The organism is Pseudomonas sp. Z1-12 (genome assembly GCF_051132015.1).
Lineage (GTDB): Bacteria > Pseudomonadota > Gammaproteobacteria > Pseudomonadales > Pseudomonadaceae > Aquipseudomonas > Aquipseudomonas zanjanensis.
Genome location: NZ_CP071647.1, coordinates 5,792,780 through 5,815,435, shown reverse-complemented (window position 1 = coordinate 5,815,435; position 22,656 = coordinate 5,792,780). Strand labels below are relative to the sequence as shown.

Genomic DNA, 22,656 nt, shown 5'->3' with positions numbered 1-22,656 from the left:
AGGCCTGAAGCGGGGAGGGTGAAGCGCCATCCCACACGCGGGGCATGGGATGGAATACAGCAGTATCAGACTTTTCTGACGAACTCGGATTTGAGTTTCATCGGGCCGATGCCGTCGATCTTGCAGTCGATGTCGTGGTCGCCGTCGCACAGGCGGATGTTCTTGACCTTGGTGCCGACCTTGACCACCAGTGAGGTGCCCTTGACCTTGAGGTCCTTGATCACGGTGATGGTGTCGCCGTCCTGCAGGACGTTGCCGACCGAATCTTTCTTCACGGTGTCGTCGGACGCCGCTTCAATTTCGCCGCTGGCGGACCACTCGTGGGCACACTCCGGGCAGACCAATTGGGTGCCGTCTTCGTAAGTGTATTCGGAATTGCATTTCGGGCAGGGAGGCAACGTGCTCACTAAGGTTCCTTGGGTATCAGGAGGGCAAAAGGACGCACATTATATAGGGTTTTGTTACGAGGAGGGTGATACGGGGCTTTTGTGGCGAGGGAGCTTGCTCCCGCTGGGCTGCGAAGCAGCCCCAATTGGATTGCTGCGATCATTCAGATGGATCGCGTCAGCCGGTTTTACGACGGCTGCGCCGCCGAGCGGGAGCAAGCTCCCTCGCCACAAAAGCTCGCCGTTTTCATGCAATCAATGCGTACGGGCGACCGCAAATTCGCTCAGTTCCACCAGCGCATCGCGGTATTCGCTGGCTGGCAGGGCATCGAGGCATTTGATTGCGCGGGCGACGTAGTCCCGAGCCAGTTTCGCGGTGTATTCCAGCGAGCCGGAGGCTTCGACCGCGACACGGATGCTTTCGAGGTCTTCGATCCCGCCTTTCTGGATCGCCTGGCGTACCAGCGCCGCCTGTTCCGGCGTGCCCTCGCGCATGGTGTAGATCAGCGGCAGGGTCGGCTTGCCTTCGGCCAGGTCGTCGCCGACATTCTTGCCCAGGGTCTCGGCGTCGCCCTTGTAGTCCAGCAGGTCGTCCACCAATTGGAAGGCCACGCCCAGGTGGTCGCCGAAGGTGCGCAGCGCTTCGCTCTGCTCGGCGCTGGCACCGGCCAGGGCGGCGGCGCTGTGGGTCGAGGCTTCGAAGAGCATCGCAGTCTTGCCGCGGATGACTTCCATGTAGGTTTCTTCCGTGGTGCTGGCATCGCGTACCTTGGACAGCTGCAGCACTTCGCCTTCGGCGATGATGCGCGTGGCCTGGGACAGGATCTTCATCACCGGCATCGAGCCCAGCTCGACCATCATCTCGAACGAGCGCGAATACAGGAAGTCGCCCACCAGCACGCTCGGGGCGTTGCCCCACATGGCGTTGGCGGTCGAACGGCCACGGCGCATGCCGGACATGTCGACCACGTCGTCATGCAGCAGGGTCGCGGTGTGCAGGAATTCGATGGTGGCGGCCAGCAGGCGCATGTCGTCGCCTTCGCGACCCAGGGCCTTGCCGCACAGCAGTACCAATAAAGGACGCAGGCGTTTGCCGCCGGCCGAAGTGATGTAGTCGCCGATTTTCGATACCAGCGGCACTCGGGAAGTCAGCTGCTTCTTGATGATGCCGTCGACGGCACTAAAATCGTCCGCCACTGCGCGGTAGAAAGCTTGGGGTTGCATCAGCGACAGGCGCTCCAGAAGGGTTGCGCGGCATGCTAGGACCCACGTCCAGGCCTGTCAAGGCGCGATAGACGGCCACTTGCAAGGCTCGACCGGCTTGCGTACAATCGCGCACCCTGAACTTCCTGGGCAGCACCTGCCTTACGCAATTGCATCCGGGCCTTCCAGCCCATGCAGCCATGCCAGCCAATACCTCTTCTTATAAAGCGCTGGGTGAGCAGGATTATCGGAGAAATACCATGTCGTACGCAGTAATTGTTACTGGTGGCAAGCAATACAAGGTCGCCCCAGGTGAATACCTGAAGATCGAAAAACTGGAAATCGCTACCGGCGAATCCGTGACTTTTGATCGCGTTCTGTTGGTCGCCAATGGCGATGACGTGAATATCGGCGCTCCAGTCGTTGCTGGCGCTACCGTTGTGGCTGAAGTGATCTCCCAAGGTCGTCACGATAAAGTCCGCATCATCAAGTTCCGTCGCCGTAAGCACCACATGAAGCGTATGGGCCACCGCCAGTGGTACACCGAGATCAAAATCACCGGTATTCAGGCTTAATTTCAGCCTAATTCCTCACTAGGAGAATTGAACTCATGGCACACAAAAAAGCTGGTGGTAGTACCCGTAACGGTCGCGACTCAGAAGCCAAACGCCTTGGCGTGAAGATGTATGGCGGCCAGAAGATCATTCCGGGCAACATCATCGTGCGTCAGCGCGGCACCCAATTCCACGCCGGTTACGGTGTTGGCATGGGTAAGGATCACACCCTCTTCGCGAAAATCGAAGGCGTGATCAAGTTCGAAGTAAAGGGCGCGTTCAACCGCCGTTACGTGAGCGTTGTCGCAGCTTAATTGCGAGATCGCTGGAAAAGCCCTGTCTTGCGACGGGGCTTTTTCGTTTGTGGGGTGAGTCTCTTGCAAAACTGTTTGTATGGGCTGTCGGCGCTGCGGTTGGGGCGTGTCATCAGGTCGCTGCGCTCATTTTTGCAAGAGTCTTATGTCTTGTTTTTTTGGCTCGTCCGTATGGCGAGAGGCGTGTGTCATGAAGTTTGTTGATGAAGTATCGATTCGAGTGAAGGCTGGCGACGGCGGCAATGGTTGCATGAGTTTCCGTCGGGAAAAGTTCATTGAAAACGGTGGTCCGAACGGCGGTGACGGGGGTGATGGCGGCTCGATCTACATGCTCGCCGACGAAAACCTCAACACCCTGGTGGACTACCGTTACACCCGGCACTTCGATGCCGAGCGTGGCTCCAACGGCGGCAGCACCGACTGCACCGGCAAGAAGGGCGAAGACCTGATCCTGCGCGTGCCGGTTGGCACCACGGTGATCGATTCGGCCACCCAGGAAGTGATCGGCGACCTGACCAAGGCCGGCCAGCGTCTGCTGGTCGCCCATGGCGGTTGGCACGGCCTGGGCAACACCCGTTTCAAATCCAGTACCAACCGCGCGCCGCGCCAGACCACGCCAGGCAAGCCGGGTGAGCAGCGTGACTTGAAGCTGGAAATGAAAGTGCTGGCCGATGTGGGCCTGCTGGGCCTGCCGAACGCCGGTAAAAGTACCTTCATTCGCTCGGTCTCCGCCGCCAAGCCGAAAGTGGCCGACTACCCGTTCACCACCCTGGTGCCGAACCTGGGCGTGGTCAGTGTCGACCGCTGGAAGAGCTTCGTGATCGCCGACATTCCGGGGTTGATCGAAGGGGCTTCCGAGGGCGCCGGCCTGGGGATTCGTTTCCTCAAGCACTTGTCCCGTACCCGTTTGTTGCTGCACCTCGTCGACATGGCGCCGCTGGATGAAACCAGTGCTGCCGATGCTGCCGAAGTCATCGTCAACGAGCTGACCAAGTTCAGCCCGGCCCTGGCCGAGCGCGACCGTTGGCTGGTGCTGAACAAGTGTGACCAGATCCTTGAAGAAGAGCATGAGGAGCGGGTCAAGGAAATCGTCGATCGCCTGGAGTGGGAAGGTCCGGTCTACGTGATCTCGGCCATCGCCAAGGAAAACACCGAGCGCCTGTGCCACGACATCATGCGGTACCTGGAAGATCGTGCCGACCGCCTGGCCAACGACCCGGCCTACAAGGAAGAACTGGCCGAACTCGATCAGCGTATCGAAGACGAGGCCCGTGCCCAATTGCAAGCGCTGGACGACCAGCGTGCCTTGCGCCGCAGTGGCGTCAAGTCGGTCCATGACATCGGTGACGACGATTGGGACGAAGAGGATGTGGACGACGAGGACGGTCCGGAAATCATCTACGTTCGCGACTGATCGTGTGCTGATGCCACTCCGCTGAAGTCAGTACCTGTGAGAACCCCTGTGGGAGCGAGCTTGCTCGCGATAGCGGTGTATCAGCCGCTATCGATATGGCTGACCCCCGCATCGCGAGCAAGCTCGCTCCCACAGGTTCAACTGTTTCGGCGCGGTGTTATCATCGCAGCCAGCCGGTTTCCAAGGCGCCGCTCACTCGAGCGGCGTTTTGGTATCTGTAAAACGCAAATACGAATAATCCCATGGGCGGCGCTGGGTCGCGCCGTTCGCTGGCAAAGGTTGAAGATGATGCGGAGCAAGGTGACGGGTGCGCAGCGCTGGGTCGTGAAGATCGGCAGTGCACTGCTGACAGCGGATGGCAAAGGCCTGGATCGCCAGGCGATGGCGGTGTGGGTCGAGCAGATGGTGGCCTTGCATGAGGCTGGCGTCGAGCTGGTATTGGTCTCTTCCGGGGCTGTGGCTGCCGGTATGAGCCGCCTGGGCTGGACGTCGCGACCCAGCGCGATGCATGAGCTGCAGGCTGCCGCCGCCATCGGCCAGATGGGCCTGGTGCAGGCCTGGGAGTCGAGCTTTGCCGAGCATGGCCGCCATACGGCGCAGATCCTGCTGACCCACGACGACCTGTCCGACCGCAAGCGCTACCTCAATGCCCGCAGTACCTTGCGGGCGCTGGTGGAGCTGAAAGTCATCCCGGTGATCAACGAAAACGACACAGTGGTCACCGACGAGATCCGTTTCGGCGATAACGACACCCTGGCCGCGCTGGTGGCGAACCTGGTGGAGGCGGACCTGCTGGTGATCCTCACGGATCGCGACGGCATGTTCGATGCCGATCCGCGCAACAATCCCGATGCCAAGCTGATCTACGAAGCCCGTGCCGACGACCCGGCGCTGGATGCGGTGGCGGGCGGCACTGGCGGTGCGCTGGGTCGTGGCGGCATGCAGACCAAGTTGCGTGCGGCGCGTCTGGCGGCGCGCTCCGGCGCTCACACCATCATTGTCGGCGGGCGCTTGGAGCGGGTGCTGGATCGTCTGAAGTCGGGCGAACGCATTGGCACCTTGCTCTCCCCGGAGCGCGGCATGCTGGCGGCGCGCAAGCAGTGGCTGGCCGGGCATCTGCAAACCCGTGGCACGCTGGTGCTGGACGCCGGTGCCGTATCGGCCCTGTCCCAGGGCAACAAGAGCCTGCTGCCGGTGGGCGTGAAGCTGGTCCAGGGCAGTTTCCGCCGGGGCGAAATGGTCGTTTGCGTGGCGCCGGACGGTCGTGAGATCGCTCGCGGCTTGGCTAACTACAGCGCGCTGGAAGCGCAGAAAATCATCGGTCAGTCGTCTGATGCGATTGTCGGTCTGTTGGGTTACATGGCGGAGCCCGAACTGGTTCACCGTGACAACCTGATCCTCGTCTAAGGAAAAATCATGGGTTTGGCAAAAGGATTGATCGGCTTGCTGCTGGCCGTGCCGCTGCTGGCTTCGGCCGAAGAAATCGGTCAGGTGTCCACCGTGTTCAAGTTCGTCGGGCCGAATGACCGGATTGTGGTCGAGGCGTTCGACGATCCTAAGGTGGATGGCGTGACCTGCTACTTGTCGCGAGCCAAGACTGGGGGTGTAAAAGGCGGCTTGGGCCTGGCCGAGGATCGCGCCGAGGCGTCCATCGCCTGTCGCCAGGTCGGGCCGATCAGCTTCAAGGGTGAGCTCAAGGACGGCGAAGAGGTGTTCCGCGAACGCACTTCGTTGGTGTTCAAGACCATGCAAGTGGTGCGGTTCCTCGATAAGAAGCGCAATACGCTGGTGTACCTGGTCTACAGCGACCGGGTGATCGAGGGCAGTCCGCAAAATGCGGTGACCGCCATTCCGATCTTGCCTTGGCGTTAAGTATCGACTGATGAGCGAGCCGGTTGGCTAATGCCGATCAGTTAAGTGGATGTCGCGAGGAAACACATAAACCGTGGCGAGGGAGCTTGCTCCCGCTGGGTCGCGAAGCGGCCCTGTTTTGGGGCTGCTGCGCAGCCCAGCGGGAGCAAGCTCCCTCGCCACAGGATGATTGCCCGACTTTATTTCGCTTAACTGACGGGTCTTAAGCCAGTCGGCTCGCTTTTTTTAATATCCATGGATGTTGTGGTGCTTTTTGGCGCGAAGGGATTCGTATGCGTTCGTTTTTGCTGCTGTTTGTATTGAGTTGTGCTGTTTCCGTCGGGGCCCTGGCGGAGCCGTTTTATAGTGCCAAGCCCCTGGCCCATCCGCTGATAAAAAGCTCCCAGGAGAGTGGGGCGACGCTGGCGTTTATCCGCGAAGCGGAGGGTGTCGTGGGCTACTCATGCCTGTGCGATTCGCCGGATGGCGCGCCGCAAGTGCTCGACCGGTATGGCGATGCCAGTGTCGAGTCGGTGTTCTACGCCAGCCTCGACAGTGATCTCCAGACGTTGGTCGTGCTGTCCCGGGCGAAGGGGCAGTACGTCCTTCATGGTTATCGGTTCGTGCCGTCTACCGGGACGTATCGCCGGCTCGAGACGCTTCAGCCGGCGCTGGATCGTATCGCAGCCAATCGCAAGGTCCTCAATGCCGCCATTGTCCAAAAAGCCCTGGGCGCGTTGCCGCCTTACGCTTACGGCGCCGTGGTGCCCGTGACCGGTATCGTTGAATTCGACACGCTCAATCCCGCTGACGGTACGCTGGTGGGCTACTTCGGTGTCGACGGGGTCCCGGCCTCGGCGGGACAGCCGGCGGAGGATCCCCATCGCGATACCTACAAAAAGACCTTCCAGCAGCGCGAAGGGCGCTGGCTCACGCTGACGTATGAGCGCGTGTCGCCTGGGGATGAGGATGTGGGGGCTGCGTATAGCGTCAGCCGGATGGCTTGGGAAACCCGTCCGGAGCTGTACCGAGGCTCTGAGGATGGGATGGGGGCGATCATGGGGGATAGGCAGCTCTGGGCGCTGGGTTCGTATGCCCAGGGCAAGAAGTCGGGTCAGTGGAAGGAGTTTGGCCCGTCGGGCGACGAGTCTACCGGCGCCTATGTGGATGGGCTGCGCCAGGGGCCATGGGTTATCAGTGATAGGGGGACGGTTTCCAAAGGCATGATTGTCGATGGCTTCTACGAGGGGCGCTGGACGATCGAGGGGTACGACGATGAGGTGCTGATGTCGGGCTTCGATACTTACAAACACGGTGATTTTGACGGGCCTTCCGAGCGTGTGCGTCATGGCGAGGTGATCCAGCGCGGCGATTTCGTGGCGGGCATGCAGCACGGGGATTGGAAAATGCCGTGGGGCGAGGGGCGTTACGTGCAAGGCGTCCGGGAGGGGCGTTGGACATTGAAGGTGGAGGGCGGTGGCGTCCAGACCGTGGATTTTGTTGCCGACAAGAGGCACGGCGAGTTGCGAGAAGTGGATGCTGCGGGGGTGTTGCGGCGGGTCGAGCACTACCGGGCGGGTGTGTTGGATGGGTTGAAAGAGACCTATGCGGCGAATGGCAAGCTCACCTATTCGGCCCACTACGCCAATGGTCAGATCGAAGGGCGGGCGCTGACCTACACGGACGACGGTGCCGTGCTGCTGTCGGATATCTCCTGGCGTTACGGTTCGCGAGAGGGCGCCTTTCGTCTCTACCATCCCAATGGCCAGCCCGATACGGTGGCAACGTACGAAAAGGATGAGCCCATTGGCAACGTGCAATCATTCGACGCGAATGGGGTGTTGATCGCGGACCGCAACTATTGCCATGTGCCGGATGGGAAGTACACCCGCATCAAGCTGTGCGGCAAGCAGCGCGGGGCGTTCAATAACGGCCACTTCGATTCCGAGAGTGACTACCTGTTTGGTAATGAGCAGAGTGCCCGCCATACCCAGGATGGGCGCAATGTGCGGGAGGTGTTGCTGGGGCCTGATGATCGTGTGACTCACAAGGAGTACTACCCCAGCGGTCAGTTGAAGTCCTCCGAGGCTCGGCAGGGGTTCCGGCTGATAACGGTCTACGGGCGCGAATACAAGGACTATTCGTACGCCAGGCGCGAAGGCGAGACGGTTTATTACTACCCAACGGGTGTGGTCGAGCGCCGCATGACCTTCAAGGATGACAAGATCGTGGGCTGCTACACCGGCTACGACGAGGCGGGCGTACAAAGCTTCCCACCACCAGGAGGTTGCCCTCCGCCGAAGCCGGTGGTGTTCAATTTCGGCGAGTAGGGATTCTGATTTTTTGGTCTTCCCCCTCCCAATCAGTGCGGGAGGTTGTGGTGAGTGGAGAATTTATGCCCGCTGAAGATCCAATGTGGGAGCGAGCTTGCTCGCGAAGACGGCAGCACAGTCGGCATCTCCATTACCTGGCCCACCGCCATCGCGAGCAGGCTCGCTCCCACAAGGGGAGGGGCTGCTCTGGTTGGGGGGTAAATCGCAGGCAATAAAAAACCGACCCTGAGGTCGGTTTTTTAATGAGCGCGTCGCTTAGGCAGCAGCGGCAACGTTCAGGGCCTTTACGTGGCCATTCAGGCGGCTCTTATGGCGAGCAGCCTTGTTCTTGTGGATGATGCCTTTATCGGCCATGCGGTCGATAACTGGCACAGCCAGAACGTAAGCAGCTTGAGCTTTTTCAGCGTCTTTTGCGTCGATGGCCTTGACTACGTTCTTGATGTAGGTACGGACCATGGAACGCAGGCTGGCGTTGTGGCTGCGACGCTTCTCAGCCTGTTTTGCACGTTTTTTGGCGGAAGGTGTGTTGGCCACCGTCGAGCTCCTCGAAAGACTTTTTGGGAAATAGCAAACAAAATAGGCCGCGAATCATGCCGATGAGTTGAAGTCTTGTCAAGGGCGGGTGACGCGTTCCGCTGAATGGCAGGTGCTGCGCACCGAAGGATTTCTTTCCGGCGTGCGACCTGTAAACTCGCGGGCTTTGGCTCTGCACTGTTTAGCGGCGCGGAGTATCGCACAAGTGGGCGCGTTGTTCGCCTGCTGTTTATCGACAGGCAAAAACTCTTTTCATGAATCTGCTCAAATCGTTGGCCGCCGTCAGCTCTATCACGATGCTTTCCCGCGTCCTGGGGTTCGTTCGCGATACGTTGATCGCACGGATATTCGGCGCCGGGATGGCCACCGACGCCTTCTTCATCGCCTTCAAGCTGCCCAACCTGTTGCGAAGGATCTTCGCCGAAGGCGCGTTCTCCCAGGCTTTCGTGCCGATCCTGGCGGAATATAAAAGCCAGAAAGGCGACGAGGCGACTCGCACATTCATTGCCTACGTCACTGGCCTGCTGACCTTGGTGCTGGCGCTGGTCACGGCCGCCGGCATGCTCGCCGCACCCTGGGTGATCTGGGCCACGGCGCCGGGCTTTACCGATACCCCGGAAAAATTCCAGCTCACCGCTGACCTGCTACGGGTGACCTTTCCTTATATATTGCTGATTTCCCTGTCGTCCCTGGCCGGGGCGATCCTCAATACCTGGAACCGCTTTTCCGTGCCGGCCTTTGTGCCGACCCTGCTCAACGTCAGCATGATCGTGTTCGCGGTGTTCCTGACGCCTTACTTCGATCCGCCGGTAATGGCCCTGGGCTGGGCGGTACTGGTCGGCGGCCTGGCGCAACTGTTGTATCAGCTGCCGCACCTGAAAAAGATCGGCATGCTGGTGCTGCCGCGGCTGAACCTGCGCGACAGCGGCGTGTGGCGGGTGATGAAGCAGATGTTGCCGGCGATCCTCGGGGTCTCGGTGAGCCAGATTTCCCTGATCATCAACACCATCTTTGCCTCGTTCCTGGTGGCCGGCTCGGTGTCGTGGATGTACTACGCCGATCGCTTGATGGAGTTACCGTCCGGCGTGCTGGGCGTGGCCTTGGGCACGATCCTGCTGCCAACCCTGGCCAAGACCTACGCCAGCCAGGACCGCCACGAATATTCGCGGATCCTCGACTGGGGCCTGCGCCTGTGCTTTGTGCTGGTGCTGCCGTGTGCGCTGGCGCTGGGGATCCTCGCCGAACCGTTGACCGTCTCGCTGTTCCAGTACGGCCAATTTAGTGCCTTTGATGCCTTGATGACTCAGCGGGCACTGATCGCTTACTCGGTGGGTTTGCTCGGCATCATCGTGATCAAGGTGCTGGCGCCTGGGTTCTACGCTCAGCAGAACATCCGCACGCCGGTGAAGATCGCCATTTTCACCCTGGTGATGACGCAGTTGTTCAACCTGCTGCTCATCGGCCCATTGGCCCACGCGGGCCTGGCCCTGGCGATCAGCGCCGGTGCCTGCCTCAACGCCGGGTTGCTGTTCTATCAGTTGCGCAAGCAGAAGATGTATCAACCACAACCAGGCTGGGCCAAGTTCGGCCTCAAGCTGCTGGTGGCCGTGGCGGTGATGTCGGCGGTATTGCTGGGGGCGATGCATTTCATGCCGGCCTGGGGCGAAGGGCAGATGCTCGAGCGTTTCCTGCGCCTGGGCGCCCTGGTGGTGGCCGGCGTGGTGGCGTATTTCGGCATGTTGCTGCTGATGGGGTTCCGTCTGCGCGACTTCAACCGCAAGGCCTTGAGCTGAGGGCGGGCCCTCGATAATCCCGGGTCGGGCAGTGGTTTTGTCGGTTCGATCACTTTGGGGTGCGGTGTTGCCTGTCGTCGGCCGCCGGGTGTGGTTATAATCGGCCACTTTATGAGCAAGAAGCGCGTTATGCAGCTGGTTCGAGGCCTCCACAACCTGCGCCCCCAGCATCGGGGCTGTGTCGCCACTATTGGCAACTTTGACGGTGTTCACCGTGGCCACCAGGCTATCCTGGCGCGGCTGCGCGAGCGTGCGCTGGAATTGGGCGTGCCCAGCTGCGTGGTGATCTTCGAGCCGCAGCCCCGGGAATTTTTCGCTCCGGACACCGCCCCGGCCCGTTTGGCCCGGTTGCGGGACAAGCTGCAACTGCTGGCCGCTGAAGGCGTCGACCGGGTCCTGTGCTTGGCCTTCAACCAACGCCTGAGCAAACTCAGCGCCGCCGAATTCGTCGAGACCATCCTGGTGGACGGTCTCGATGTGAAACATCTGGAAGTCGGCGATGATTTCCGTTTCGGATGCGACCGGTCCGGGGATTTCGATTACCTGCAACAGGCCGGTATCGCCCAGGGGTTCACCGTCGAAGCGGCGCAGACCGTCGAGATGGATGGCTTGCGCGTCAGCAGCACCCAGGTCCGCAATGCCTTGGCGGCGGCCGACTTCGAATTGGCCGAGCGCTTGCTCGGCCGGCCGTACCGGATTGCCGGGCGGATCCTGCACGGGCAGAAACTGGCGCGCCAACTGGGCACGCCGACGGCCAACGTGCAGCTCAAGCGCCGTCGTGTGCCGCTGACCGGGGTGTTCCTGGTGAGTGTCGAGATCGACGGCAAGACCTGGCCCGGCGTCGCCAACATCGGCGTGCGACCCACGGTCCAGGGCGATGGCAAGGCCCACCTTGAAGTACATGTTCTGGATTTTGCCGGCGATCTGTATGACCGGCGTTTGACGGTGGTTTTCCACCATAAGCTGCGTGAAGAGCAGCGTTTTGCCTCCCTGGAGGCGCTCAAGACGGCGATCCATGCAGATATCGCCGCCGCCCGTGCCCTTGTCGCAACCAGCGCCAATCGCTAATGAAGAGCCTTAAATGACCGACTATAAAGCCACGCTAAACCTTCCGGACACCGCCTTCCCAATGAAGGCCGGCCTGCCTCAGCGCGAACCACAGATTCTGCAGCGTTGGGACAGCATTGGCCTGTACGGAAAGTTGCGCGAAATTGGCAAGGATCGTCCGAAGTTCGTCCTGCACGACGGCCCTCCGTACGCCAACGGCACCATCCACATCGGTCACGCGCTGAACAAGATTCTCAAGGACATGATCATCCGCTCCAAGACCCTGTCGGGTTTTGATGCGCCGTATGTCCCGGGCTGGGACTGCCATGGCCTGCCGATCGAGCACAAGGTCGAAGTGACCCACGGCAAGAACCTGGGCGCGGACAAGACCCGCGAGCTGTGCCGTGCCTACGCCACCGAGCAGATCGAAGGGCAGAAGTCCGAATTCATCCGCCTTGGCGTGCTGGGCGACTTCGCCAACCCGTACAAGACCATGGACTTCAAGAACGAAGCTGGCGAAATCCGTGCCCTGGCGAAAATCGTCGAGGGCGGCTTCGTGTTCAAGGGTCTCAAGCCGGTGAACTGGTGCTTCGATTGCGGTTCGGCCCTGGCCGAGGCGGAAGTCGAGTACGAGAACAAGAAGTCCTCGACCATCGACGTCGCGTTCCCGATCGCCGATGAAGACAAGCTCGCCGCCGCGTTCGGCCTGGGCAAGCTGGCCAAACCCGCATCGATTGTGATCTGGACCACCACCCCGTGGACTATCCCGGCCAACCAGGCGCTGAACGTCCACCCGGAATTCAACTACGCCTTGGTCGACGTCGGCGACAAGCTGCTGGTGCTGGCCGAAGAACTGGTCGAATCCTGCCTGGCCCGCTACAACCTCGAAGGTTCGGTGATCGCCACCGCCCCGGGTTCGGCGCTGGAACTGATCAATTTCCGCCATCCGTTCTATGACCGTCTGTCGCCGGTGTACCTGGCCGACTACGTGGAGTTGGGCGCGGGCACTGGCGTGGTTCACTCCGCACCGGCCTATGGCGTCGACGACTTCGTGACCTGCAAGAAATACGGCATGGTCAACGACGACATCCTCAACCCGGTGCAGAGCAATGGCGTGTACGCGCCATCGCTGGAGTTCTTCGGTGGGCAGTTCATCTGGAAAGCCAACCCGGCCATCGTCGACAAGCTGACCGAAGTCGGCGCGCTGCTGCACACCACCGTCATCGAACACAGCTACATGCACTGCTGGCGCCACAAGACCCCGCTGATCTACCGCGCCACTGCGCAATGGTTCATCGGCATGGACAAGCAGCCCACCAGCGGCGACACCCTGCGCCAGCGCTCGCTCAAGGCCATCGAGGAAACCCAGTTCGTGCCGGCCTGGGGCCAGGCGCGCCTGCACTCGATGATCGCCAACCGTCCGGACTGGTGCATCTCCCGCCAGCGCAACTGGGGCGTGCCGATCCCGTTCTTCCTGAACAAGGAAAGCGGCGAATTGCACCCGCGCACCGTCGAACTGATGGAAATCGTGGCCAAGCGCGTCGAAGCCGAAGGCATCGAGGCCTGGTTCAAGATGGATGCCGCCGAGCTGCTGGGCGACGAAGCACCGTTGTACGACAAGATCAGCGACACCCTGGACGTCTGGTTCGACTCCGGCACCACCCACTGGCACGTGCTGCGCGGTTCGCATCCGATGGGCCACGAGACCGGCCCACGCGCCGACCTGTACCTGGAAGGCTCGGACCAACACCGTGGCTGGTTCCACTCGTCCTTGCTGACCGGTTGCGCCATCGACAATCACGCACCGTACCGCGAACTGCTGACCCACGGCTTCACCGTCGATGAGTCTGGCCGCAAGATGTCCAAGTCCCTGGGCAACGTGATCGCGCCGCAAAAGGTCAACGACACCCTGGGCGCCGACATCATGCGCCTGTGGGTTGCGTCCACCGACTATTCCGGCGAGATGGCCGTTTCCGAGCAGATCCTGCAGCGCAGCGCTGACGCCTACCGGCGCATCCGTAACACCGCGCGCTTCCTGCTTTCGAACCTGACCGGCTTCAATCCGGCCACCGACCTGCTGCCGGCCGAAGAAATGCTCGCGCTGGACCGTTGGGCCGTGGACCGTACCCTGTTGCTGCAACGCGAATTGCAGGAGCACTACGGCGAATACCGCTTCTGGAACGTCTATTCCAAGATCCACAACTTCTGCGTGCAGGAGCTGGGCGGTTTCTACCTCGACATCATCAAGGACCGCCAGTACACCACCGGCGCCAACAGCAAGGCCCGTCGTTCGTGCCAGACCGCGCTGTTCCACATCAGCGAGGCCCTGGTGCGCTGGATCGCGCCGATCCTGGCGTTCACCGCCGACGAGCTGTGGCAGTACCTGCCAGGCGAGCGCAACGAGTCGGTGATGCTCAACACCTGGTACGAAGGCCTGACCGAACTGCCGCAAGGCTTCGAGCTGGACCGTGCGTATTGGGATCGCGTGATGGCAGTCAAGGCTGCGGTCAACAAGGAAATGGAGATCCAGCGGGCGGCCAAGGCTGTCGGCGGCAACCTCCAGGCCGAAGTGACCCTCTACGCCGAAGATGCCCTGGGCGCCGACCTGGCGAAGCTGGGCAACGAGCTGCGCTTCGTGCTGATCACCTCCACCGCCAGTGTCGCGCCGTTGGTGCAGGCGCCGGCCGATGCCGTGGCCACTGAAGTCAGCGGCCTGAAGCTGAAGATCGTCAAGTCGAACCACACCAAGTGCGCCCGTTGCTGGCACTGCCGCGAAGATGTCGGCGTGAACCCGGAGCATCCGGAAATCTGCGGTCGTTGCGTGGACAACATCAGTGGTGCTGGCGAGGTTCGTCACTATGCCTAATGTGGCGGGCCGCTTCGGGCGGTTGGGCTGGCTCTGGTTGAGCGTGCTGGTCCTGGTCATCGACCAGGCCAGCAAGTACCACTTCGAGAACTCGCTGACGATGTACCAGCAGATCGTGATCATTCCCGATTACTTCAGCTGGACCCTGGCCTACAACACCGGGGCGGCGTTCAGTTTCCTGGCCGACAGCTCCGGCTGGCAGCGCTGGCTGTTCGCCCTGATCGCCATTGTGGTCAGCGCCGTGCTGGTGGTCTGGCTCAAGCGCCTGGGGCGCAATGAGACTTGGCTGGCGGTGGCGCTGGCCTTGGTGCTCGGTGGGGCCTTGGGCAATCTCTATGATCGCATCGCCCTGGGCCACGTCATCGATTTCATCCTGGTGCATTGGCAGAACCGCTGGTATTTCCCGGCGTTCAACTTTGCCGACAGCGCCATCAGCGTGGGCGCGGTGATGCTCGCCCTGGATATGTTCAAGAGCAAGAAAACCGGAGAAGCCGTCCATGACTGAGCAGCGTATCGCTCAAAACACCGAAGTGAAGCTTCACTTCGCCCTGCACCTGGAAAACGGCGACACCGTCGACAGCACCTTCGACAAGGCGCCGGCGGTGTTCAAGGTCGGTGACGGTAACCTGCTGCCGGGCTTCGAAGCGGCGATCTTCGGTTTCAAGGCCGGCGACAAGCGCACCGTGGTCGTGCCACCAGAAAACGCCTTTGGTCAGCCCAACCCGCAAAACGTGCAGACCATGCCACGCTCCCAGTTCCAGGACATGGAGCTGTCCGAAGGACTGCTGGTGATCTTCAACGACGCGGCCAATACCGAATTGCCGGGCGTGGTGAAGGCTTTTGATGACGCCCAGGTGACCGTGGACTTCAACCATCCGCTGGCGGGCAAGACCTTGAACTTCGAAGTGGAAATCCTCGAAGTGAAGGCGGTTTAAGATTTAACGGGCAGTTCCTGCTGCCACCCGATTCACTGTGGGAGCGAGCTTGCTCGCGATAGCGTCGTACCAGTCAATATTGACGTTGGCTGATATACCCCATCGCGAGCAAGCTCGCTCCCACACGGTATTGCACTGATTCAATTTCTTGCGCGCAAGACACGAGGCACAGCATGCAAATCAAACTCGCCAACCCCCGTGGCTTCTGCGCCGGTGTGGACCGGGCGATCGAAATCGTCAACCGCGCCCTGGAAGTCTTCGGGCCGCCGATCTACGTGCGCCACGAAGTGGTCCACAATAAATTCGTCGTCGAAGACCTGCGCAGCCGCGGGGCGATTTTCGTCGAGGAACTGGACCAGGTGCCGGACGACGTCATCGTTATCTTCAGTGCCCACGGGGTTTCCCAGGCCGTGCGCAGCGAAGCCGCCGGCCGTGGCCTGAAGGTGTTCGACGCGACGTGCCCATTGGTGACCAAGGTGCACATCGAAGTGGCCCGCTACAGCCGTGACGGTCGCGAATGCATCCTGATCGGCCATGAAGGCCACCCGGAAGTCGAAGGCACCATGGGCCAATACGATGCCAGCAACGGCGGTGCGATCTACCTGGTCGAAGACGAGGAAGACGTTGCGGCCTTGCAGGTACGCAACCCCGAGAGCCTGGCCTTCGTGACCCAGACGACCCTGTCCATGGACGACACCAGCCGCGTGATCGACGCCCTGCGTGCGCGTTTCCCGGCCATCGGTGGGCCGCGCAAGGATGACATCTGCTACGCCACCCAGAACCGCCAGGATGCGGTCAAGCAATTGGCCAACGAATGCGATGTGGTGCTGGTGGTCGGCAGCCCGAACAGCTCCAACTCCAACCGCTTGCGCGAGCTGGCCGAGCGCATGTCCACCCCGGCCTACCTGATCGACGGCGCCGAGGACATGCAGCGCAGCTGGTTCGAGGGCGTCGAGCGCATCGGTATCACCGCCGGTGCGTCCGCGCCGGAAGTCCTGGTGCGCGGCGTGATCCAGCAATTGCAGGCCTGGGGTGCCACCGGTGCCGATGAGTTGGCCGGTCGCGAGGAAAACATCACGTTTTCGATGCCGAAAGAGTTGCGCGTCCGCTCTTTGCTTTAAGTCCTTTCTGGCACAGGGGCTCTTCGACTGCGACGCTTTCCAGGCGGACGCGGCCGGAGGGCGCCAATATCACTTGATGATGGCTGATCGCTTCGCGTTTGGCGCAGACATGCAACCTGCCTGCCTGGAATGAGCCGCTGGGGTGCTGGGCGTTCCCCTGGCTGCCGAACCTCACCCCGCGTCTCATCGGCTGGTTACCAACCACCCGGGTGCTTGCGCGGCGTTCCGTCAGCACGGTCTTCTCCTTGTCATCCAGGGTGATGCGCCAGCCTCGGCCCCAATCGTTGTCTATCGCCCTGAGCACGACCGTCCGGTTGCGCGCGATGGCTTCGCTGCGTGCGCTGCGTAACCCGCTGATCAGCAACTGCGCGGTATCCTCGCGTTCGATGGACTCGATCAGCTCTTTGTAGCCCGCGCTGGCCCACGGCAGAACAATTGCGGCAATTGCCAGTCCCATGAGCAGTTCGATCAGGCTGAAGCCCTGTTGATACATGACGTCTCCTCCTTGGAGTCCGAAAACGACGCGCTCCTGGCGCCGCAAACCGAAACAACCGCACACAAAGGCGGTGGTTTGTTCTAGCGTGTAGAAGCAGGTATAGCCGACGGCAACGGAGGGCACCGATGGATCTTCGTACAAAAGGTTTCACGCTGATCGAGGTGCTGGTGGCCCTTGGCGTGCTGCTGATCCTGATCACCATGGCGGTGCCGTCATTTACCGGGTCGCTGCAGAGCACCAAGGCCGACACCGATATCGACGACTTGCGCCGGGCGCTGAACTTTGCCCGGATGACGGCGATCGACCGTGGTATCACCACGCGAATCCGCCCCACCGCCGAGGGCAGCGTCTGGAGCGGCGAACTGACGGTGTATGACAGTACTGGCTCGTCGCCCAATATATTGCGGGTTGTTCCAGCAATGAGCAGCGGCGCGACTCTGACGCTAACCTCAGACGTGACCAACATTGATTTCAACAATCTGGGCGGGCTATCGGCACCGGCCACGCCGGTGAGTTTCAATTATGTACGCGGGGCGCAGAGCAGGACGCTGAGTGTTTGCCTCAATGGACGAATCGTATTGGGAAGTTGCGGATGAAGGGTTGCAGTAAAAGGAGACAGGGGGGCATGACCCTGATCGAGGTGCTGGTGGCGGTGCTGATTCTCGGCGTCGGCTTGCTCGGGGCGGCGATGATCCAGCTCAATGCGCTCAAGTACACCGACAGCTCGCGCATGACCAGCCAGGCCAGTTTCATTGCCTACGACCTGCTGGACCGCATTCGCGCCAACTCCGGCGCCGACTACACCATCACGCCGCCCAGCTCGCCGAACCTCAACGTGGCTCGCGACCAGGACCTTTATGATTTCCAGACCAATATCGTCGCCTTCGGCGGCGCCACGGCCACTGGCACCGTTGCGCTGAACCAGCGGGTCTACACCATCACCATTTCCTGGGATGACGCCCGGGCCGCCAACACCGCCGATGCGGCCGAGGCGCGACGCAGCTTTGTCCTGACCAGCCGCGTCGCCGTCGATCCACCGGGGACGCCGCCATGAACCGGCACAGTCGCGGTTTTGGCCTGATCGAGTTGATGATCGCGCTGGTGCTCAGCCTGATCGTCATCCTGGGTGTCGTGCAGATTTTCATTGCCGCCAAAAACACCTACGTCAGTCAGAATGCCGCCGCGGTGATGCAGGAGGACGCGCGGTTTGCCTTGAGCAAAATGGTCCAGGAAATTCGCATGGTGGGGATGTTCGGTTGCTTGGCGACCATCATCGATGCCTCAACGGATAACAGTTTCGCTGTCAGCCAGACCACGCCAATCCGTTGGGATAACGCCAACCGGAGGTTGACCCTGGTCACCGCTGACATAGGCAATGGCGGTAGCGATCCAACCTGGACCGTCGTCTCCGATTGCCGTACTTCGGCGACGGCCTATTCCAATGCGCGGCTACCAGCGACGGGGCAGTTGGCGTTTCCGATCCGCCGACTGGTCTATAGCTTCAACAACAATCAATTGCTGCTGGGCAGCGGTGCCGGTAACCCGCCGACCCTGTCGGTGCTGGTGGACAACGTGCGGGCGTTTGACGTGACGTTTGGCGTGGCTGGCAGCGCGACGGACATCGCGGCGTCGAGCTACACCAGCAACCCGGCTGACCCGGCGCTGATCCGCAGCGTACGCCTGAGCCTGACGCTTTTTGACCCGAGGAATGCGGTGCGCGAGCAGACCTTCAATGTCGTTGCCGCGTTGCGCAACCGGCTGCTATGAAGGAGATGACTTCGATGGGGCACATGCATCGCCAACGTGGCATGGCCTTGCTGGTCAGCCTGGTCTTCCTGTTGCTGCTGACGTTGATCGGGTTGTCGTCGATGCAGAGCGCCACCCTCCAGGAAAAAATGACCAGCAGCGTCATGCAGCGCAACCAGTCCTTCCAGATGGCCGAGGCGGCGCTGAGGGTCGGGGAAAGCGCGGTGCAGGTCGAAACGTATTCATTGCCGATGTGCACCACTGCGACCCAGTGCGCGCCACCGGACGAGTCGAAGACGCTGACTGTGGCGGGGCGCGACTCAAGGTCGGGAGTACTCTGGGTTGCCGCCGCCGGTGGGTTTTATGGCGTGCAGAACATCGGCACGACACTCACGGCGGTCAATGTGCCAGTCAATACGTCGGCAACGCTGTACCGGATCACGGCGGTAGCGGTGGTGGGCAATAACCAGCGCAGCGTGGTGGAGAGCATCTATGCGAAATACTAAGGTGCTTCGCGGCAGGTGGCAGACGTTGTGGGGGGCGTTGCTGGGCCTTTACCTGGCGGCCCCGGCCTATGCTTTCACGCCTTCGGATTCACCCTTGCTGAGTGCGGCCGCCGTTACGCCGAACGTGATGCTGCTGATCGATGATTCGGGAAGCATGAACAACATCATTTGGGCTGCGGGGTTTGATCCGGCGGCGACGCAAACACGTACTTATGCATGCAGTGCCAGTAACAACTGTAACGACAGGTATGAGCTGGACCTGGAGGACTCGAATATCCTGTTGGTGAGCCTGTTGCGTGGCGGCTGCTCGTCTGGCTGGTACGGTTTCTATCGACCCAGTATCGGCCGGATCTGTCTGCGCTTGCCAGATCCTGTGGGAGGCGGCGATACCCGTTACACCGGCAAATACTTGGCGTATCTGGTGACACTGGCCAACGGCTCGAGCCGCGACTTCACCACAGGTACGATCCCCACGGATTATCGAATCAACGTTGCGCGAGATGTCTCCAATGACTTGGTCGCCAATAACCGCGCCCTGCGTATTGGACTTGCCACCTTCAACCCACCTAATTACAGCAACTCCGGCCCCGGCGGGTACATCGCTCGCGCCATCAGCGACCTGTCGCCGGTCACTGGCAGCGTGACCCAAACCCAGGCCAACGCCAACTACAGCGCCCTGATCAATGCCATCAATGGACTGGGCGCGGTTGCGAACACCCCCTTGGCCGAGAGCTATTACGAGGTCACCCGCTACTTCAGGGGCATGGCGCCTTACTACAATGGCACGCCTGCCACCTACACCAGCCCGATCCAGTACCGTTGCCAGAAAAATTTCGGCGTGGTGGTCACCGACGGCTTGCCCACCTATGACCGGACGTTTCCTACCAACGACCCGCTGGGCCTTTCCCGGCTGCCGAACTGGGATGGCATCAGCAGCAACGATGGCGCCGACCCCTTTGGCAACGCCGAGGGCGACACGCTTTACCTGGACGACATCGCCAAGTTCGCCTTCGACATCGACATGCGCTCCACCGGCACCGACGCCACCGGCAAGAGCTGGAACAGCGTGGATTTTCCTCGGCAGTACCTCAATACCTATACCGTAGGATTTGCCGTCACCAACCAGATGTTGTCCGACGCCGCCCGTTACGGGGCGGGCAAGTATTATCCGGCGAGCGACAGCGAAGGCCTGAATTCGGCGCTGTCGTCAGCCCTGAGTGATATCACTTCCAAAGCTGGCTCCGGGGGCGGCGGCACCACTAACGCCGCCACGTTATCCAGCACCTCCAGCTACTACCAGACCACTTATGACCCCAAGGACTGGCGCGGGACCATCCGGGCATTCGGCTTCACCCCGGCGGGTACGGTCAACACTGCAGCGGTGCAATGGACCACTGACACCGCCATCGTGCCGAGTGCCACGGCACCGATCTATCAATCCTGGAACACCGCGACCAACGTGCCGGTGACCCTGGCCTACGGCAATTTTTCGCCGGCCCAGCAAACCAGCCTCAGCCAGAACCTGCCCACGGGGATCACCGGCAATGACTTGGTGGAGTGGAGCAAGGGCGTCAACAAGACCGGCCTGAAGGTGCGCAGCGCATTATTGGGCGACATCATCAATTCGCCGTTGGTGCTGGCGTCGCCCAATGACCAGACCGCCGCGGATCTGCTCAACGACACCAGCTACAGCACCTACCTGGCGACCAAGGCGACGAACATGAGCACCAGCCTGGTGGTGAATGGCAACGATGGTTTTTTCAGTGTCATCAACAGTGCAAACGGCACGCGGCGTTACGCCTACATGCCTTCGAACGTGCTGCCCTCGTTGCAGGACATTGCCGACGTCAACTACATCAACGGCGTGAGCCACAAATTCCTCGTGGATGGACAGATCGGTGTATTCGACGTGCAGTCGGGGAGCGCCTGGAAGACCGTGGCCGTGGGCGGCACCGGGGCTGGGGGCAAGGTGTTCTATGCGGTCCAGCTGTTCGATGCGGCGGCCGGCAATGCGTATCGGGCGTTGTGGCAAATCAGTGCGCCAACCGTCGCCAACACGGCCAATGCCTTCAATGACTTGGGCTATGCCTACGCGCGCCCTGAAGTCGCGCGGCTGGCGGACGGTCGCTGGGCGGCGTTCATCGCCAACGGTTATGGCAGCAACAGTGGTGTGGCGGCGTTGTACGTGGTGGATATCCGCGACGGTTCGCTGATCCGAAAAATCGTCATCAACAGCAGCGAAACCGATAACGGCCTGTCGTCGGTCAAGCTGCGGGTCAACTCGCAGAATATAGTGCAGGCCGCCTACGGTGGTGACTTGAAGGGACGGATGTGGAAATTCGACCTCAGCGGCACCTCACCCACCGCGTGGGGCCTGGCGTTTGCTGGACAACCGTTGTTCACCGCACCCGGAGGCGCGACCCAGCCGATCACTGTGCAACCTCTGCTGGCAGACAATCCCCAGGGCGGCACCCAGGTGTTTTTTGGCACCGGCAAGTTCAACGAAGCAGCCGACAAGCTCAACAAGGACCTGCAGGCGTTCTATTCGATCTGGGACGCCACGGGCGGCGCGGGGCAAATCACCGTGTCGAGCTTGCAAGCCCAGTCGATCACCGGGGTGTTTTCCGGTAGCACAGGACAGTTCGTGACCACCAGCCAGAGTGATGTGACGTATCCTGCGGAAAAGGGTTGGTACCTGCCGCTGGTGTATAACAATGCGCTGACCGGGGAGCGAGTCATCAACCCGGCCAACCTGGTGCTCGAGCGCGTGGTCTTTACCACGGCCGCCGTGGACACTACCGACCCTTGCGCCAGCTTCGGTACCGGCAAACTGATCGAATTGGATGCGTTCAACGGTAAGATGCTCAACTACGCGGTTCTCGATACCAACAATGACGGCTCGCTCACCAGCCTCGACACGATTTCAGCCGGCGTGGTGTTCACGGGCGGCATACCGACATTGAGCGCCGTCGTCAGTGCCAACGGGGCCACCAATATGATCGTGAACGATTCCGGTGGTGGGATCACCGACCTGCTGGGCAAAACCGTTGGCGGCAGCCGCCGTATCATGTGGCGGCAAATACAATGAGGGAGCAAGGCATGCGCAGATCCAACCGCGGTTTCACCTTGATCGAAATCATGATCGTGATCGCGATCATCGGTATCGTGATCACCGTCGGCTATCCGAGCCTGACCGAATACATGAAGAAGGGCCGACGGGCCGAAATTGCCGGGCTCTTGTCGGAGCAGGCGCAAATTCTTGAGCGCCACTATTCGAAGAACAACGTCTACACCAATGCGACCGGGCTGAGCAGCGGTAACGATTTCTACACCATTAACCTGGTACCAACGGACCAGAGCTTCATTCTGACCGCTGTACGCAGGAGCGGCTCGTCCATGGCCACGGACAAATGCGGTGACTTCAGGATCACCAACACCGGGGTACGAAGCATCGAGAACGCTGCCGCCGGGGTGACCGCCAAGGATTGTTGGGGTCGCTGAGTTTCTTTTATCCGGGCGCGCTTTATGCGCCCTTTGTTTGTGAGTCGAATCAGAAC

At 61.0% G+C, this 22,656-nt stretch carries 22 protein-coding genes; 18 read left to right on the top strand and 4 right to left on the bottom strand.

Going from position 1 to position 22,656, the window contains the following annotated elements; genetic code table 11:
* Positions 1 to 65: 65 nt before the first annotated feature.
* Both J3P85_RS25385 and J3P85_RS25380 read right to left on the bottom strand, forming a co-directional pair.
* A complete protein-coding gene (locus tag J3P85_RS25385) occupies positions 66 to 407 on the bottom strand; it encodes a zinc ribbon domain-containing protein YjdM (protein ID WP_434703959.1) in 342 nt (113 codons plus the stop codon).
* A 234-nt stretch (positions 408 to 641) separates the two neighbouring features.
* Positions 642 to 1,610 (bottom strand): polyprenyl synthetase family protein, encoded by a 969-nt coding sequence (locus J3P85_RS25380; protein ID WP_072346139.1) that lies wholly within the window; start codon positions 1,608 to 1,610, stop codon positions 642 to 644.
* A 239-nt stretch (positions 1,611 to 1,849) separates the two neighbouring features.
* Here J3P85_RS25380 and rplU point away from each other — a divergent pair, with 239 nt between their 5' ends.
* From rplU to J3P85_RS25350, 6 genes are all read left to right on the top strand, one after another.
* Complete coding sequence (gene rplU / locus J3P85_RS25375; protein ID WP_003176051.1) at positions 1,850 to 2,164, top strand: 50S ribosomal protein L21; 315 nt, start codon at positions 1,850 to 1,852, stop codon at positions 2,162 to 2,164.
* 35 nt (positions 2,165 to 2,199) lie between these two features.
* The gene (gene rpmA, locus J3P85_RS25370; RefSeq protein ID WP_003176049.1) at positions 2,200 to 2,457 is read left to right on the top strand and encodes a 50S ribosomal protein L27; all 258 of its coding nucleotides are present in this window, start codon (positions 2,200 to 2,202) and stop codon (positions 2,455 to 2,457) included.
* Positions 2,458 to 2,647: 190 nt separating this feature from the next.
* Entirely contained in the window at positions 2,648 to 3,871 is a 1,224-nt protein-coding gene (gene cgtA / locus J3P85_RS25365; protein ID WP_039593902.1) for an Obg family GTPase CgtA, read from the top strand.
* Positions 3,872 to 4,159: 288 nt separating this feature from the next.
* On the top strand, positions 4,160 to 5,278 hold the full coding sequence (proB, locus tag J3P85_RS25360; RefSeq protein WP_030140287.1) for a glutamate 5-kinase: 1,119 nt from the start codon (positions 4,160 to 4,162) through the stop codon (positions 5,276 to 5,278).
* Positions 5,279 to 5,287: 9 nt separating this feature from the next.
* A complete protein-coding gene (locus tag J3P85_RS25355) occupies positions 5,288 to 5,743 on the top strand; it encodes a CreA family protein (protein WP_003205733.1) in 456 nt (151 codons plus the stop codon).
* Between the two features lie 272 nt (positions 5,744 to 6,015).
* Positions 6,016 to 8,052 (top strand): hypothetical protein, encoded by a 2,037-nt coding sequence (locus J3P85_RS25350; RefSeq protein ID WP_434703958.1) that lies wholly within the window; start codon positions 6,016 to 6,018, stop codon positions 8,050 to 8,052.
* A 258-nt stretch (positions 8,053 to 8,310) separates the two neighbouring features.
* Here J3P85_RS25350 and rpsT read toward each other — a convergent pair whose 3' ends face one another.
* Positions 8,311 to 8,589 carry a 30S ribosomal protein S20 gene (gene rpsT, locus J3P85_RS25345; protein WP_003185593.1) on the bottom strand — a complete coding sequence of 93 codons (279 nt, stop codon included), beginning with the start codon at positions 8,587 to 8,589 and terminating at the stop codon, positions 8,311 to 8,313.
* 254 nt (positions 8,590 to 8,843) lie between these two features.
* On the opposite strand from rpsT, the gene murJ reads away from it, so the two are divergent.
* From murJ to ispH, 6 genes are all read left to right on the top strand, one after another.
* Positions 8,844 to 10,382 carry a murein biosynthesis integral membrane protein MurJ gene (murJ, locus tag J3P85_RS25340; RefSeq protein WP_186709825.1) on the top strand — a complete coding sequence of 513 codons (1,539 nt, stop codon included), beginning with the start codon at positions 8,844 to 8,846 and terminating at the stop codon, positions 10,380 to 10,382.
* 129 nt (positions 10,383 to 10,511) lie between these two features.
* Positions 10,512 to 11,450, top strand: coding sequence for a bifunctional riboflavin kinase/FAD synthetase (gene ribF / locus J3P85_RS25335; protein WP_186709827.1), 939 nt, complete (start codon positions 10,512 to 10,514; stop codon positions 11,448 to 11,450).
* A 13-nt stretch (positions 11,451 to 11,463) separates the two neighbouring features.
* A complete protein-coding gene (ileS, locus tag J3P85_RS25330; RefSeq protein ID WP_434703957.1) occupies positions 11,464 to 14,295 on the top strand; it encodes an isoleucine--tRNA ligase in 2,832 nt (943 codons plus the stop codon).
* A complete protein-coding gene (lspA, locus tag J3P85_RS25325; RefSeq protein ID WP_434703956.1) occupies positions 14,288 to 14,800 on the top strand; it encodes a signal peptidase II in 513 nt (170 codons plus the stop codon). The genes ileS and lspA overlap by 8 nt, the downstream gene beginning before the upstream one ends.
* Positions 14,793 to 15,230, top strand: coding sequence for an FKBP-type peptidyl-prolyl cis-trans isomerase (fkpB, locus tag J3P85_RS25320; RefSeq protein ID WP_030140281.1), 438 nt, complete (start codon positions 14,793 to 14,795; stop codon positions 15,228 to 15,230). Before lspA ends, fkpB begins: the two co-directional genes overlap by 8 nt.
* 173 nt (positions 15,231 to 15,403) lie before the next feature.
* A complete protein-coding gene (gene ispH / locus J3P85_RS25315) occupies positions 15,404 to 16,351 on the top strand; it encodes a 4-hydroxy-3-methylbut-2-enyl diphosphate reductase (protein WP_122564938.1) in 948 nt (315 codons plus the stop codon).
* On the opposite strand, the gene J3P85_RS25310 is transcribed toward ispH, so the two are convergent.
* Positions 16,305 to 16,844 (bottom strand): GspH/FimT family pseudopilin, encoded by a 540-nt coding sequence (locus J3P85_RS25310; RefSeq protein ID WP_434703955.1) that lies wholly within the window; start codon positions 16,842 to 16,844, stop codon positions 16,305 to 16,307. The two genes, ispH and J3P85_RS25310, sit on opposite strands and share 47 nt — an antisense overlap.
* A gap of 128 nt (positions 16,845 to 16,972) precedes the next feature.
* On the opposite strand from J3P85_RS25310, the gene J3P85_RS25305 reads away from it, so the two are divergent.
* From J3P85_RS25305 to J3P85_RS25280, 6 genes are read left to right on the top strand one after another with little or no spacing between them, the layout of a single operon-like run.
* Positions 16,973 to 17,443: a GspH/FimT family pseudopilin gene (locus tag J3P85_RS25305; protein ID WP_434703954.1), complete on the top strand. Its 471-nt coding sequence runs from the start codon at positions 16,973 to 16,975 to the stop codon at positions 17,441 to 17,443.
* Entirely contained in the window at positions 17,440 to 17,901 is a 462-nt protein-coding gene (gene pilV, locus J3P85_RS25300) for a type IV pilus modification protein PilV (RefSeq protein WP_434703953.1), read from the top strand. The genes J3P85_RS25305 and pilV overlap by 4 nt, the downstream gene beginning before the upstream one ends.
* Positions 17,898 to 18,614 (top strand): PilW family protein, encoded by a 717-nt coding sequence (locus J3P85_RS25295; protein ID WP_434703951.1) that lies wholly within the window; start codon positions 17,898 to 17,900, stop codon positions 18,612 to 18,614. Before pilV ends, J3P85_RS25295 begins: the two co-directional genes overlap by 4 nt.
* Before the next feature lie 5 nt (positions 18,615 to 18,619).
* Positions 18,620 to 19,099 (top strand): pilus assembly PilX family protein, encoded by a 480-nt coding sequence (locus J3P85_RS25290; protein ID WP_434706422.1) that lies wholly within the window; start codon positions 18,620 to 18,622, stop codon positions 19,097 to 19,099.
* The gene (locus J3P85_RS25285; protein WP_434703949.1) at positions 19,086 to 22,187 is read left to right on the top strand and encodes a pilus assembly protein; all 3,102 of its coding nucleotides are present in this window, start codon (positions 19,086 to 19,088) and stop codon (positions 22,185 to 22,187) included. Before J3P85_RS25290 ends, J3P85_RS25285 begins: the two co-directional genes overlap by 14 nt.
* A gap of 11 nt (positions 22,188 to 22,198) precedes the next feature.
* Positions 22,199 to 22,600 carry a type IV pilin protein gene (locus J3P85_RS25280; protein ID WP_434703948.1) on the top strand — a complete coding sequence of 134 codons (402 nt, stop codon included), beginning with the start codon at positions 22,199 to 22,201 and terminating at the stop codon, positions 22,598 to 22,600.
* Positions 22,601 to 22,656: the final 56 nt, after the last annotated feature.